At 58.6% G+C, this 15930-nt stretch carries 6 protein-coding genes and 1 pseudogene; 5 read left to right on the plus strand and 2 right to left on the minus strand.

What is annotated here, in order from left to right:
- The first annotated feature begins 312 nt into the window (after positions 1-312).
- Positions 313-1317 (plus strand): helix-turn-helix domain-containing protein, encoded by a 1005-nt coding sequence (locus YY7_RS0118430; RefSeq protein WP_196237287.1) that lies wholly within the window; start codon positions 313-315, stop codon positions 1315-1317.
- Between the two features lie 211 nt (positions 1318-1528).
- Positions 1529-1936 (plus strand): globin domain-containing protein, encoded by a 408-nt coding sequence (locus YY7_RS0118435; RefSeq protein ID WP_028164520.1) that lies wholly within the window; start codon positions 1529-1531, stop codon positions 1934-1936.
- Between the two features lie 112 nt (positions 1937-2048).
- Here YY7_RS0118435 and YY7_RS60450 read toward each other — a convergent pair.
- Positions 2049-2204 (minus strand): annotated as a pseudogene (locus tag YY7_RS60450) (IS5/IS1182 family transposase); the annotation flags it as partial.
- A gap of 287 nt (positions 2205-2491) precedes the next feature.
- On the opposite strand from YY7_RS60450, the gene YY7_RS0118445 reads away from it, so the two are divergent.
- The 3 genes from YY7_RS0118445 (at position 2492) to YY7_RS52075 (ending at position 15353) form a co-directional block, all read left to right on the plus strand.
- Positions 2492-7180, plus strand: a complete 4689-nt coding sequence (locus YY7_RS0118445; RefSeq protein ID WP_245287318.1) for a trifunctional serine/threonine-protein kinase/ATP-binding protein/sensor histidine kinase — start codon at positions 2492-2494, stop codon at positions 7178-7180.
- Positions 7181-7643: 463 nt separating this feature from the next.
- Positions 7644-8873 carry an ABC transporter substrate-binding protein gene (locus YY7_RS0118450; protein ID WP_028164523.1) on the plus strand — a complete coding sequence of 410 codons (1230 nt, stop codon included), beginning with the start codon at positions 7644-7646 and terminating at the stop codon, positions 8871-8873.
- A 540-nt stretch (positions 8874-9413) separates the two neighbouring features.
- Positions 9414-15353, plus strand: coding sequence for an ATP-binding sensor histidine kinase (locus YY7_RS52075; protein ID WP_080663756.1), 5940 nt, complete (start codon positions 9414-9416; stop codon positions 15351-15353).
- Here the strand turns inward: YY7_RS52075 and YY7_RS58175 are convergent.
- A complete protein-coding gene (locus tag YY7_RS58175) occupies positions 15295-15684 on the minus strand; it encodes a response regulator transcription factor (RefSeq protein ID WP_349642664.1) in 390 nt (129 codons plus the stop codon). The two genes, YY7_RS52075 and YY7_RS58175, sit on opposite strands and share 59 nt — an antisense overlap.
- Between the last annotated feature and the right edge of the window lie 246 nt (positions 15685-15930).

Below are 15930 nucleotides of genomic sequence, written 5' to 3' on the forward strand. Positions count from 1 at the left end.
TCACATTGTTCATAGGATCTATTCGGCCTTACACTCGAATTTGAGTAAGCATAGTCTCGCAGGTCACTACCGTCGTCTCACCGTGCGCCGCACGATGTCTCATTTTGCGCCGATCGCCATTCGGTTGTTGTTCAGTTAAGGCCGCGGAGAGGCGGGTGCGGTGATCAGCTCGCCCGCTGGAATCGAGACGCAAAGGAACTCTCCACATCCGCTTTAAAAAGTGGCAGCCCCAAAGTCTGGCACCCTCGCTTTGCCCATGTAACCGGTCTAAGGTTAGGTTTCCAAGGCATTTGGTCGGCCCACGGGATGGTCATGCAAGTCCATTTTTCCACGGACCATATTGCGCCGCGCGACCGCGTGAGGTTCTGGTGCGACTATTTCGCGAAGCAGGCCCATAGCATCACGCCGGGCGAGATTCCGGATCCCGCTGCCTTTCGCGCGGAAGCGAGTGGATCGATTGCAGGCGAATTTGCGCTGCTGGAGATAAGTTCGGGACTTGAGAGGGTCCAACGGACGGCGGCCGACGTTGCCAGGGACAAGATCGAAGCGTTCTTCGTCCGCCGATTTCGCGCGCCGGTCATCTGGAGGGCCGCGGCACGCAGCACGCCAGTCGACCTGATTCATGAGCCCGGTGATTTCTGCATAAGCTCGACCGAATGGCAATTCAACGCGGAATGGAAAGGCCCAGAGTCGTTCGACATGCTGATCATCCCGTGGGCTGCACTCTCGCCGATTATAACCGGGGGCCGACTGGAACGCCCGTTTCGGTTGGCCGGTGCCTCGCCGCTCGGCTCGCTGCTCGGCGCAGCTATTGATGCGGTGAAGGCGCAAGCCCCGCTGCTCTCCAACGAACACGGTGAAGCCGTGCTGCGCAATCTCTGCGGTCTCGTGGCACTGAGCTGTAACATCTCCAACGAAGGCATCAATCGGAGGCGGGATTCGCTACAATCGGCGCGGCTCGCGGCCGCCAAGCGTTACGTCGACCTGCATCTCGCCGATCCTTCCCTGACCGCCGCCAGCGCCGCGGCCGCACTCGGCATCTCGGCGCGCCAGTTGCATCGCCTGTTCGAGGCAAACAATGTCAGTTTCGCCCGATACGTTTCGCGCGAGCGACTGCTCCGGTGCCGCGACGCCGTCGCCGACGCGACGGGAACCGGCCGATCGGTGATCGATATAGCTTTTGGCTGGGGGTTCAACAGTATGGCGACGTTTTATCGCGCGTTCGCAAGCGAGTTCGGTAGCCCGCCCACCATGCTGCGTGCGGCATCGCAAGGACGAGTGAATGGCCAGCGCACGACAGGAAAGGACACATCGTGAATTGCTCGGGGCGATCTCCCGCTTGGCGCTAAATGAGACGTTGCTTGGCGCTAAATGAGACGACCTCGCAACTGCTTCCGTGTGAATGACCCACGGAAATCGCGCGCCAATGAGATGCGTCAGGTTGCACGACGCTTCTACGCGCCTGAGGTGTCGCATCCGATTGCTATCATGTGTCGCGCGCAACGCCGCACGCAAAGGAAATGACATCGTGGATGCTGTGCAGCAGGAGCTTGTTCAGACCACCTTCGCCCGGCTGGCGGCGATGCCTGAGGTCACCGGGGCGTTGTTCTACGAGCGGCTATTCGCCTCCAATCCGAATTTCCGGCCGCTATTCAGAAACAACATGCGTATTCAGGGCGTCAAGCTAATGACCATGCTCGCTATGGTCGTCTACAATCTACCCGCGCAGGATCAACTTTCGCCCGCGATCCATGACCTTGCCCTCCGCCATGTCGAGTACGGGGTTAAGCTCGAGGACTACGACGCGATGCGGGAAGCGTTGCTCTGGACCCTCGAACAGGCGCTTGGAGAGGATCTCACGCCCGCCGTTCGTGAGGCGTGGACGGTCTGCTACGATGAACTCGCGGGTGAAATGAAGGCGGCGGCCGGCGTCTGATTTACGATCTCCCGTCTGGCACTAAGCGCCTTTTTTCCTCTCTGGAAGCGGTGATCCCGATATGTCCGTTCCGGGTCTTGGTTGTGTGCAAACGGATAGGATCGGCGCGCGGCCGTTGTCGGCCGACGTTTATGACCTCGTGCGTAACAATCAGATGGTGTTCGGTGTCCACCGCGACCTGGACATTATAGCCGACGACACCCGATCCGCGTCCGCTGGTGGCCATCGAACGGGCATCCGGATCGGTNAGCGATATCTGTTGATCCGGCCTATTGCGCATCGTACGCATACGACGAAGACCGCCTGATTGACGCATGCGCGCGAGAGCCGGGTAGCGCTATGATAGCGCTACGTGAAGGTTAGGCAGCTTGCTGAAGTGGTGATGCTGTGGCAACAAGAATGTCACCTATCCCGGGGCTCTCGGGGTACGTGCTTTTGCCCCTGCGGGAAAGCGCGGACTTTACCCTTTACCGCGGCCGAAAGCACGACGACCCCTCGCCAGTCCTGGCGATCGCACTCTTTGAACAGGCGCCGCCTCACAGTATCAGGCGGCTCATGCACGAATACTCGTTCGCAGCCGAACTCGATCCCGCGTGGGCTGCCAAGCCTCTGGCCATTACTCGTCACGAAGGGCGGACGATCCTCTTACTCAAGGACCCTGGCGGTCAGCCGCTGGATCGGATTCTTGAGCGTGACCAGGGGCAACCGCTCGACCTGACTCGCTTCCTTCGTAATGCCATTGGGTTGGCAAGAACACTCGGTCAAGTCCATCAGCAGGGCCTCATACATAAGGATATCAAGCCTGCGAATGTCCTCGTCGACGACTCCGGCAACGCATGGCTCACCGGATTCGGGATTGCGTCCCGACTTCCGCGCGAGCGCCAGTCGCCCGAACCTCCCGAGTTCATCGCGGGAACGCTCGCCTACATGGCACCCGAGCAGACGGGACGAATGAACCGTTCCATCGATTCTCGGAGCGACCTTTACTCGCTTGGAGTGACGTTTTACGAAATGCTGACCGGCAGTCTTCCATTCACGGCCTCCGAGCCGATGGAATGGGTGCACTGTCACATCGCGAAACAACCAGCCGCACCCAGTGAGCGCGTGGAAACCGTCCCGGCTTCGGTCTCCGCGATCACGATGAAGTTGCTCTCCAAGACGGCGGAGGAGAGGTATCAGACAGCGGTGGGAGTTGAAGGCGATCTTCGGCGCTGCCTGTCCCAATGGGAGTCCCAGGGGCGGATCGATGATTTCACTCCTGGCTCTCGCGACACCCCGGATCGCCTCATGATTCCCGAGAAGCTGTACGGAAGGGACCGCGAGGTTGACACTCTGCTCACCGCCTTCGACCGCATCGTTGGCGGTGGCCGAGCGGAACTGGTGCTGGTCTCCGGATACTCCGGCATCGGCAAATCCGCAGTCGTCAATGAGCTCCACAAACCACTCGTGCCGCCACGCGGCTTGTTTGCGTCGGGCAAATCCGACCAGTACAAGCGCGACATTCCGCATGCCTCGCTGGCCCAGGCGTTTCAGAGCCTCATCCGGCGGCTCCTCAGCCAGAACGAGGAAGACGTGCGCAAATGGCGGGACGCACTTCGTGAGGCGCTGGGTCCGAACGGACTGCTCCTCGTCGATCTCGTTCCGGAACTGAGGCATGTCATTGGCGAGCAGCCGCCGGTGCCCGAATTGCCGCCGCAGGAAGCGCAGAGACGTTTTCAGATTGTGGTTCGACGGTTCATCGGCGTATTTGCGCGACGTGAACACCCGCTCGCGCTCTTCCTTGATGACATGCAATGGCTGGATGCCGCCACACTCGACCTTCTTGAAGATCTGTTGACCCGCAACGATTTGCAGCACTTACTGCTCATTGGTGCGTATCGGGACAACGAGATCAATGCCACCCACCCGCTGGTACGTAAGCTAGAAGCGATCCGTCAGGCCGGAGCGGCAGTGCAGGACATCGTTCTCACACCACTCAGTCGCGACGATCTGGGTAAACTGCTTGCGGACTCGCTTCATTGCCAATTGGAGCGCGCCGCCCCACTGGCAGACTTGATTCACGAAAAGACCACGGGCAACCCGTTCTTCGCAATCCAGTTCATTTCTACTCTGGCGGACGATCGCCTGCTGACATTCGATTACCGCGCGCGGCATTGGGTATGGGACCTGCTCCGCATTCGTGCCAAAGGCTTCACGGACAATGTTGTAGAGCTGATGGTCGAGAAGTTGAAGCGCCTTCCGCCAGAAACCCAGAAGGTACTCCAGCAGTTCGCCTGCATGGGCAACAGTGCAGAGTTTGAGATGCTGCGGATTGGGTATCAGGGCTCGGTCGAGGACCTGCACGCCCATCTCTGGGAAGCCGTGCGATCGGGCCTCATCTTCCGTGCGGACAATTCCTACGGCTTCCTGCACGACCGCGTGCAGGAAGCCGCCTACTCGATGATCCCGAAGGAGCTGCGTGCCGAGGCTCACCTGCACATCGGAGTGCTCCTCGCCGTGCACACGCCCGCTGAAAAACGTGAAGAGGCGATATTTGAGATCGTCAATCAACTCAACCGGGGCTCCCATCTCATCACCTCTGTCGAGGATCGTGAGCGCGTCGCAGAACTGAATCTGATCGCAGGCCGGCGCGCGAAACTCTCGACGGCATACGACTCGGCGCTCAAGTATCTCAGGGCCGGCAGAGCCCTTCTTGCAGAAGAGACTTGGGAACGTAATCACCAGCTCATCTTCTCGATCGAGTATCTGACAGCCGAGTGCGAGCTACTGACCGTCACGGTTTGCCTGGCCGCCGGGGATCCACTCGCGGAAGTGCAAAAGGAATGCGAGAACGGCCTGGCATTTGCTAGGCGGGTGGGTTTCGGCCCGCTCGTCGAGCGCTGCGGAGCACAACTCGGTTTGATTCTGACCTTGCGCGGGCTGACCGCGACGTTCGGGTGCCTGGATCATGAGGGATACAGCGAACTCGATACCGAACGCCGCTTGGCCAACAGCCCCGATCTGGTGCTCGCCGAGTTCTATTACTGGACGCGAAAGCTGCAGGCGCACTTTTTTGCCGGGGACCTTGCGTCGGCGGTCGACGCCTCGCTGCACGCGGAACCGCTGCTTTGGACGTCGGCGGCAATGTTCGAGTCAGCGGTGTATCGATTTTATGGCGCGCTGGCGCACGCGGCGGTCTGGGATCACGCCACACCGGAGCAGAGACCGACGCATTTCGATTTTGTGCTGGACCAACACCGGCAGCTCCAAATGTGGGCGGAGGTCAACCCCGAAACCTTCGAAGACTGCGCTGCCTTGGTCGGCGCCGAGATCGCCCGCATTGAGGGCCGGCTACTGAACGCTCAGGAGCTGTACGACAAGGCCATCCGCGACGCTCACAAATACGGGTTCGTGCACAACCAGGCAATTGCCAACGAGATTGCCGGGCGTTTCTACGCAGAGCGCGGTTACGAGAAGATCGCGGCGACCTATTTGCGGGCCGCGCGGGCCTGCTACCTGCGCTGGGGAGCCGACGGAAAGGTTCGCCAACTCGAGGAGCTTTATCCGCACCTCAAGGTGGACAAGTCGATCCCGGATTCCACCGCGACAATAGTGGCACCCAACGAGCAGCTCGATTTGGCTACCGTAATCAGAGTCTCGGAAGCCGTGTCAGGCGAGATCGTTTTCGAGAAGTTAATCAACACGCTCATGAGTTCGGCAATCGAACACGCGGGCGCCGATCGAGGTCTCTTGATCCTTCCGCGAGGCGACAAATATCAAATTGAAGCGGAGGCCACAACCAGCAGTGACAACGTGAACGTGGTCCTGAAACAGGCACGCGTCACGGCCGCAGATCTACCGAAGTCTGTGTTTCGCTACGTCCTTCGGACAAAAGAAAGCGTTCTCCTGCACGATGCGTCCAGTCAGAGCGCGTTTTCAGAGGATGGCTACATTCGCGACCACCGCTCACGGTCAGTGCTCTGCCTGCCGATACTTAAGCAGACCAGGTTGATCGGGATGCTGTACTTGGAGAACAACCTTACGACTGCCGCGTTTACTCCTGCTCGAATGGTAGTCCTCACACTGCTCGCTTCCCAGGCGGCTATCTCAATAGAGAACGCCAGCCTGTACCGCGATCTAGCTGAGCGGGAGGCCAGGATCCGACGGCTAGTGGATGCTAACATCATCGGCATCTTCGTCTGGGATCCGGACGGTCGAATCATCGATGCCAACGAAGCTTTTCTCCGCATCGTCGGATACGGCCGCGACGATCTCGTCTCCGGTCGACTGCGCTGGCGGGATCTGACGCCCGCCGAATGGCGAGATGCCGACGACCGACGTGTGGCGGATCTGGAGGCGACCGGAACCACGCAACCCTACGAGAAGGAGTACTTCCTGAAAAGCGGCGGCCGCGTGCCGGTGCTGGTCGGGGCAGCGACGTTCGGCGGGCGACACGACCAGGGCGTGGCCTTCGTGGTCGACTTAACCGAGCGCAAGCGGGCGGAGAAGGAAATTCGCGAAAGCGAGCGGCGTTACGGCGAGGTGCAGATGGAGCTCGTGCACGCGAATCGAGTCGCAACAATGGGGCAGCTCTCGGCTTCGATTGCCCATGAAGTCAACCAGCCGATTGGGGCGACGCTCAACAATGCCTCTGCGGCGTTGCACTGGCTGAGCAAAGAACCGGCAGATCTGGAGAAGGCTCGGCAGGCTCTCAACCGGATTTTTGCAAACGGCAATCGCGTCAGCGAGGTCATCGGCCGCATGCGCGCGCTTTTCAAAAAAGCACCCCTCCGGAAAGAAGACGTGGACATCAACGGAGCAATCCTCGAGGTCATCGCCCTGACCCGTGGCGAGGTCGTGAAGAATGGCATTTCGGTGCAGTCACACCTCGTGGAGGGCTTGCCGCTCATTCAAGGAGATCGGGTTCAGCTGCAACAAGTGATCATGAACCTGATCATCAACGCTATTGAAGCATTAAGCTCGGTCAGCGAGCGGTCGCGAGAGTTAGTGATCACCACTGGTAAGGTCGAGCCGGACGGCGTGCTCGTCGTAGTGCGGGATTCGGGTCCAGGTCTGAGTTCACCGGGTCTCGAGCACATCTTTGACGCCTTCAACACGACAAAGCCCGGCGGCTTGGGGATGGGTCTATCGATCTGCCGCACCATCGTTGAAGCGCATGGGGGACGACTATGGGCTACCGCCGCCCAACCTCAGGGCGCGACTTTTCAGTTCACCCTGCCTGCACAGTCAAGTCAGGCGATGTAAACTGAACATCCTGCAGCTGGCCATGTGTGGACCGCTCCGGGTGGGCAAGGAGAATCTTCATTTTACAGCATTGCACGCAGCAGGCATGTGTTCGGCCTGTTTGCGCGCTGCACATAACCGCTGGCCATAGTGCCCTACGCGGATCAAGTCCCGATCAACAGCACGCATTCGAAAATGCCGTGGCCCATGTGAGTCGTCCTGATCGCCGGATCGACCGGCGCTGCACTAGGTGCTGTTCACCGTCCCAACCGTTACGTCACACCGGATGTCGGGTGCAATCTCATCTCGATGACGCCACGAGCGCGGCGGGTTCGAATCGTGCGAACTGACGCCGAAAGCGCACGCGAGTGGCGTTTGTGAAGATCGACAACGCCTGATGAATGGTGTTCACTCTCGGAGAAGAGGTCCGAGCGAGGTCTCCAATAGCAATAGACACATTCATTGGTTCACAAGCAGGAACGAGATGTCCTTCGTCGCGCGACGATTGGCGGCGTTTTCGACCGCCATCATAATGCTTGCTGCCAGCGGAGGCAGCGCACTTTCCCAGAAGAAATACGATGCCGGCGCAACCGACACCGAAATCAAGATCGGCAACATCATGCCCTACAGCGGGCCAGCGTCGGCTTACGGCATTACAGGCAGGACCGAGGCCGCCTACTTTCGCAAGATCAACGGCGAAGGCGGCATCAACGGCCGCAAAATCAACTTCATTTCCTATGACGACGGTTACAATCCACAAAAAGCCGTCGAGCAGGCGCGCAGACTGGTTGAGAGCGACGAGGTCTTCCTCATCTTCGGCTCGCTTGGCACGCCGACCAACACCGCCATTCAGAAATATCTGAACGCAAAGAAGGTGCCGCAACTGTTCGTGCAGACCGGCGCGACCAAATGGAACGATCCGCAGAACTTCCCGTGGACCATGGGTTGGTCGCCCAACTCTCAGAACGAAGCACGGATCTACGCGAGGTATATTCTGAAGGAAAAGCCGAACGCCAAGATCGCCGTCCTCTACCAGAACGACGATTACGGGAAGGATTATCTCAAAGGCCTGAAGGATGGCCTCGGCACCAAGGCTGCGTCGATGATCATTGCCGAAGACGCCTATGAGGTGGCCGAGCCGACCATCGACCAGCACGTCGTCAAGATGAAGTCGCTCAATGCCGACGTATTCGTCGACATCACTACGCCAAAGTTCACGGCGCAGGCCATCAGGAAGGCGGCCGAGATCGGCTGGAAGCCACTGCACGTCCTCAACAGCGTCAGCACCTCCATCGGAGCCGTCATCGAGCCCGCCGGTTTCGAAAACGCACAGGGCATCATTTCGGTGGCCCATCTGATGGACGCGCTCGATCCGCAATGGAAGGATGATCCCGGCATGAAGGCCTTTGACGACTTCCTCGCCGACGATTTCCCCCAAGGCAATCGGGCCGATAGTCTGGTGATGACAGGCTTCAATATGGCGCAGACGCTGGTGCAGGTGCTCAAGCAATGCGGCGATAACCTCACGCGCGAGAACGCGATGAAGCAGGCTGCAAGCCTCAAGGACTTCAGGACCACCAACCTGCTGCCCGGCATCAAGATCAACACCGGCCCGATCGATTTCGCGCCAATCAAGCAGGTGCAGCTCAGGAGGTTCAAGGGCGACAGATGGGAGCTGTTCGGGCCTATACTAGGCAGCGAAATCGGAGGCTAGAGCGCTTTATTCGATCATAGCGGCGGATACGATCCGGCGCGTCGTCTCCGACCTTCAACGCGTGCGGTGCCACGTCTGTATCCCGGAGCCAGTCCAAGAGGTGGAAGGGGGTCTCGGAGGGTCCGCTCGTGCGCATCCTCGCAGACAGGGACATGGGTGAGGTCAAGCTGCACGCCGTCCGGCGCGCAAAGCTGCGAAGCCGTCCGCGCGTGCATTCGTCGACTTGCTTGCTTCAAGTGCCATCATGATCCTTTCTTCTGGGTCGCAGTCCCGCTCAGAGTCCCCTCGGGACCAGCGGGCATGGCGCTTATTGACCCCTGTGTGCTGCCGTAGCGAGTAAAGCTGGGCAGATCGCTCCAAATTGCTGCTAAGAAAGAAGGAGAATCCGCGTCCGTCGTACCCGGCAAGACCATGAGGACGGCTGGCATTTCTTGGGTGATAGGGTACGATTTCTCCAGGCTAGGGACAGGCCGCGCGAGCGGCACGCGAAGAGCTTGATCAGCCGACTTCAAGCCGAAGCCCGACGCTGGAGTCTGACAGATGGTGCAGCAGTCGCCGAACGTCGCGTACTCGGATGGTAGCTCCCAGGTGTTGTGGGAGGACGGCGAGCGCGTGTTCAGCCGCGGCTGGCGATTGGACGACAATGGCAACCGGCTCGCCGTGCTGCTTGTTGCCCCTGCCGCCGACCACCCGTCCCGGACAAGACTCGATCGCTTCACGCACGAATACGAGCTGAAAGATGAGCTCGACGGGGCATGGGCGGCGCGGCCATTGGCCCTCATGCGCGACGCCGGTCGGACCGTGCTGGTGCTCGATGATCCGGGCGGCGAGCCGCTCGACCGTTTGCTCGGTCGGCCCATGGAGGTCGGACGCTTTCTGCGCCTGGCTATCGCTGTTACCTCGGCTCTGGGCAAGCTTCATCAGCGCGGGCTCATCCACAAAGACATCAAGCCAGCCAATATTGTGGCGGATTGCGCGGATGGACACGTGCGCCTCACCGGGTTTGGCATCGCATCGCGAATGTCCCGCGAGCGGCAGGCGCCCGAGCCGCCTGAGACCATCGCCGGTACGCTTGCCTACATGGCACCCGAACAAACCGGGCGGATGAACCGCTCAATCGACGCCCGCAGCGATCTCTACGCCCTCGGCGTTACGCTGTACCAGATGCTCACCGGCGTTTTGCCCTTCACGGCGGCCGATCCCATGGAGTGGGTGCACTGCCATATAGCCAGAAAGCCGGTGCCGCCAGGGGAGCGGTTAGAGAGTGTCCCAGCGCCCATCTCGGCGATCATCATGAAGTTGCTCGCCAAGACTCCCGACGATCGTTACCAGACCGCCGGCGGTGTCGAGCGCGATCTGCGACGCTGCCTGGCGGAGTGGGAAGCGTGCCATCGCATTGATAACTTCCCGCTCGGCCTGCAGGACACGCCGAACCAGCTGCTGATCCCCGAAAAGCTGTACGGACGAGATCGTGAGATCGCGACGTTGCTTTCCTGCTTCGATCGCATCATCAAGACCGGTGTGCCAGAGTTGGTGCTGGTCTCCGGATATTCCGGTATCGGCAAGTCCTCTGTCGTCAATGAGCTGCACAAGGTGCTCGTACCGCCCCGCGGCCTTTTTGCCTCGGGTAAGTTCGACCAATACAAACGTGACATCCCTTATGCCACGTTCGCGCAGGCCTTCGGGGGTCTTGTCCGCTCGCTTCTCGGCAAGGAGGAAGAAGAGCTGAGCATCTGGCGCGATGGCTTTCGCCAGGCGTTGGGGCCAAACGGGGCGCTTATCATCGATCTTGTCCCCGAATTAAAGCTAATCATCGGAGAACAGCCGCCGGTTCCTGTCCTTCCGCCATTGGATGCGCAACGCCGATTCCAATTGGTATTCCGGCGATTCATCGCCGTATTCGCACGGCCGGAGCATCCGCTTACGCTGTTCCTCGACGATTTGCAGTGGCTCGATGCAGCAACGCTCGATTTGCTCGAAGATATATTGAGCTGGCAGGACGTGCAGTACATGATGTTGATCGGCGCCTACCGAGACAACGAAGTGGACTCCGCCCATCCCCTTACGCGCAGGCTCGAAGCGATCCGCAAAGCTGGCGCGATAGTGCAGGAGATCACCCTCGCGCCCCTGGCCCGTGAACACTTGGGACAATTGATAGCGGATTCCCTTCACTGCGAGCCGGAGCGCGCCACCTCGTTGGCGCAACTGGTTCAAGAGAAGACCGCTGGCAATCCGTTCTTCGCTAATCAGTTTATTTATGCGCTTGCCGAAGAGGCGTTACTGATTTTTGACCACCGCAATGCGCGATGGTCTTGGGATCTGAATCGCATTCACGCAAAGGGTTACACCGATAACGTGGTGGACCTCATGGTTGGGAAGTTGACTCGGCTGCCCGTTCGAACTCAGAACGCACTGCAGCAGCTTGCCTGTTTAGGCAACAGCGCGGATTTCGCACTACTTACGAAGGTCTACGGAGGCTCGAAAGATGTCGTGCATCGCGATCTCCTGGAAGCGGTCCGAGTTGGGCTCGTTCTCCACTCAGAAAGCGCCTATAGATTTCTGCATGATCGTGTCCAGGAAGCAGCTTATTCACTAATACCTGAAACGGCCCGTGCCGAAGCTCATATTCGAATTGGCCGCCTCCTCGCAGCGGGCATTCCGGCAACGCAGATCGAAGAGAAGATCTTCGATATCGTAAACCAGCTCAATCGTGGCTCTCATCTCATAACGTCAGATCAGGAGCGTGAGTGGGTCGCAGAATTGAATCTAATTGCAGGTAGACGCGCGAAGATCTCAACGGCGTATACTTCAGCGCTTTCATATCTCGCCGTTGGGCGGGCGTTGTTGACCGAGCAGAGTTGGGACTACAACTACGAGCTCATCTTCGCCATCGAATATCTAACAGCCGAGTGCGAATTACTGACCGCGAGTAAGTTGGCGGCCGAAAATCGACTTTCGATGCTAGCGCGTCGTGCCAGAAGCGGCCCCGATACCGCCGCCGTCACACGTTTGCGGCTCACGCTTTATACCACTTTGGACCAGAGCGATCGCGGCGTCGAGATATGTCTTGAATACCTCCAGCGTGGAGGCGTTGGTTGGTCACGTCATCCGACCAGTATTGAAGTACAACGCGAATACGATCGGATCTGGTCCCTGCTTGGAAGTCGACAAATCGAGGAACTCGTCGACTTGCCTTTGATGACCAATCCGGACTTACTCGCTACTCTAGATATATTAGCCGAGTTTCCGGCAATGCATATCGAGGAGAACTTATCTTCGCTCGTTGTTTGTCGAATGGTGAATCTGAGCCTCGAGTATGGCAATAGCGATGGGTCATGCTTCGCTTATGTGTGGTTCGCCCAGATCGCCGGACCTCGCTTCAGCAACTATCAGGACGGTTTTCGTTTCGGCCGGCTTGGCTATGAACTGGTAGAGAAGCGCGGCTTAAAGCGCTATCAAGCCCGAACGTACATGTCCTTCGGAAACATCGTCATGCCGTGGGCAAGACATGTCTTAGAGGGACGTGATCTGGTACGTCGCGCCTTTGCTGCCGCCGACCGCGCAGGGGACATTACATTTGCCGGTTATAGCTGTAGTCACTTGATAACCAACTTTTTGTCAGCGGGAGAGCCGCTGGCTGAGGTGGAACGGGAAGCCGAGAGGGGTTTCGAGTATGCGCAGAAAGTTCGGTTCGGTTTCGTCATTGACAATCTCGCCATGCAGCTCGGATTTATTCGGACGCTTAGAGGACTAACTCCGACGTTTGGCTCCTTCAATCACGATGGATTCGATGAACTTCGATTTGAGCGCCACCTAGCGAGTAATCCGGTCTTGAAGCTGCTCGAGTTTCGATATTGGGTCCGCAAGTTACAAGCCCGGTTCTTCGCTGCGGATTATGCTTCCGCCACGGATGCGTCACTGAGAGCGCAACAGCTACTCTGGACGTCACCGTCACATTTTGAAACGGCAGAGTATTGCTTCTATAGTGCGCTCAGCCACGCGGCAGCATGGAATTCGGCATATCCGGACGAGAAACACCGACATTTTGAGCCGCTTGTGGCCCACCACAAACAACTCGAAGTATGGGCGGCGCGCTGTGCGGAAAACTTCGAGAACCGCGCTGCGTTGGTTGGTGCGGAGATTGCCCGGATTGATGGCCGCGCGTTCGATGCCATGAAGCTTTACGAACAAGCCATCCTTTCGGCACAGGCAAACGGCTTTGTCCACAACGAGGCGCTCGCCAAAGAGTTGGCGGCGCGCTTTTACGGCGCGTGCGGCTTCGAGCAGATCGCGCACCTATATCTGCGAAACGCCCGGGACTGCTATCTGCGCTGGGGCGCGAACGGCAAGGTGCGTCAACTCGATGTGATGTATCCGCGCCACAGAATGGAAGAGCTCGCACCTGCTCCGACAAGCACAATCGTAGCGTCTGTCGAGCAACTCGACCTCGCAACGGTGATCAAGGTGTCGCAGGCCATATCGGGCGAGATCGTGTTGGAAAATCTGCTCGAAATGCTTATGCGCACGGCGCTTGAACAGGCTGGCGCCGAACGAGGCTTGTTGATTTTTTCTCACCGGGCGGAGCAGCGGATCGCCGCCGAAGCCACGACCGATGGCGATTTGGTGACCGTGCATCTGCACGACGAGGACGTGGCTGCGACAGTGCTGCCGGAGTCGGTGCTCCACTATGTCCTGCGCACCCGGGAAAGCGTTATTCTCGACGATGCGTCATCCCACAATCCATTTTCTGCCGATCCCTACATCGTTGAGAGTTATCTTCGTTCTATTCTCTGTTTGCCGTTGATCAACCAGGGAAAGCTTACAGGCGTTCTCTACTTGGAGAACAATCTGGCACCCAGAGTTTTTACACCCGATCGCGTCGCTTTGTTGAAGGTGCTTGCGTCGCAGGCAGCGATCTCGCTTGAAAATTCGCGGCTTTATCGCGACGTCGCAGATCGCGAAGGGAAGATTCGCCGTTTGGTCGATGCCAACATCATTGGGATCTCGATTGCCGACCGCGAAGGTCGAATTCTTGAAGCCAATGACGCGTTTCTACGTATCTTAGGATATGACCGTGAGGACTTGGTTTCGGGCCCCGTGCGCTGGACCGAGCTGAGCCCTCCGGAATGGCGCGAGCGCGACGTATTGATTCAGGCAGAACTGAACTCAACCGGGATAGTTCAGCCCTTCGAGAGGGAGTATGTTCGGAAAGACGGCAGCCGTGTTCCCGTACTTGTTGGCGCCGCGATGTTCAAGGAAGGAGGCGACAAGGGTCTTGCGTTCGTGCTCGATTTGACGGAGCGCAAGCGGGCGGAAGAGACGCTGCGGGCGAGCGAAGCTAAGTTTCGCGCAGCCATTGACGGGATAGCCGGACTCGTTGCGATCATGGCTCCGAGCGGTGAACTCGAATCCGTCAACAGCCCACTCACCGAGTATTTCGGCCGGACTGTCGAAGAGCTGAAGAACTGGGGGACAAGCGATGCGGTACATCCTGAAGACCTTCCCCGTGTCCTTGAAGCTTATGGGACGTCCCTCGCCGCCGGTACTCCCTTCCATCACGAACTACGCCTGAGACGCTATGACGGCGAATATCGGTGGTTTGAAAATCGCGGCGCCCCGATTCGCGACGAGTCCGGGCGTATCACTCGTTGGTACTGTCTGCTGACTGACATCGAAGATCGCACGCAAGCGCTGGCGCGATTGCAGCAGATGCAATCAGATTTTGCCCACATGAACCGCGTGAGCGTGATGGGAGAGTTGGCCGCCTCGCTTTCACATGAAATCACGCAGCCAATTGCTAGCGCGCGCAATAACGCGCGAGCGGCTCAGAATTTCTTGAAGATGCAGCCGCCAGACCTAGGCGAGGTCATGGAAGCACTTGCCTGCGCCGTCGGAGATACCGATCGGGCCGGGAACATCATCGATCGCATTCGTGAGCACGTCAAGAAGGCGCCGCCGCGAAAGGAGCGTTTTGATCTTAATGTAGCGATCAACGAGATGATTGTATTGGCGAGAAGCGCAATCATTCGGTATGGCGTCTCAGTCCAGACCCGGCTTTCGGAAGGACTGGTCCAAATCCAGGGGGATCGGGTTCAACTGCAACAAGTCTTGCTGAACCTGATCCTGAACGCAGTTGAAGCAATGGATTCGATTGAGGTGGGAGTACGAGAGCTATTGATCAGTACCGAGCAAGATCAGACAGGCGTCCTCGTGGCCGTGCGCGATTCCGGGCCGGGCATTGATCCGGCGCATCTCGATCGAGTCTTCGACGCCTTCTACACCACGAAGTCCGGCGGAACAGGCATGGGGCTGTCGATATGCCGCTCTATCATCCATGCTCATGGGGGCAAGCTGTGGGCGGAAGCGAATGAGCCTCGTGGCGCCGTATTTCAGTTCACCTTGCCCGGCACCAACCGCGAAGTCACGAGTCCGCTTCAGGTGGGTGACCGGACCTCAGAGCTGCACAAACACATTGGGTGAGATGCGCTTCGTCAACTGGCTTGCGCAGGTAGCAGACGACCCCGTCGTTCAAGGCGTGAGCCCGATCAACATCATCGGGGAAAGCGGTCACGAGAATTGTCGGAATCGCGCGGTCCGTGTCGATGAGGCGTCGATAGAGCTCGAGCCCCGTCATGACAGGCATGTGGATGTCGGCGATTAGACAGGCTGTTTCGGCGAGGCGCGGGGACGCGAGAAATTCGGTTGCAGACGAAAAAATCTCGACCGTATAGCCCAGCGATCTCATGAGCCTACCCATGGACTCACGAAAGAACCGATCATCTTCAACGACCGAAATCAGTACCTTTTTCATCATGCCCCCTATGGCCATTCGCTCGACCCGTCGTGCAGCCAATCATAGGGACGCTCCGCATCGAATTGCTTGATATCTGAGAGAATGCCACCAGTATGCCGCCTGTGCCCCATAAACTTTGGCTTATCTGGACATTTCCGGCATGGCTTGTGATCGAGGCTTCCGCCTGGACGAAAGCAGTCGCGGGACCGCGGCCGGCGAACTTCTAAAGCGCGATGGCGTTAGGTTGTATCGATTTGGGATTCC

Origin of the sequence: Bradyrhizobium elkanii WSM2783, from assembly GCF_000472865.1 — a bacterium.
Classification (GTDB): Bacteria; Pseudomonadota; Alphaproteobacteria; order Rhizobiales; family Xanthobacteraceae; genus Bradyrhizobium; species Bradyrhizobium elkanii_A.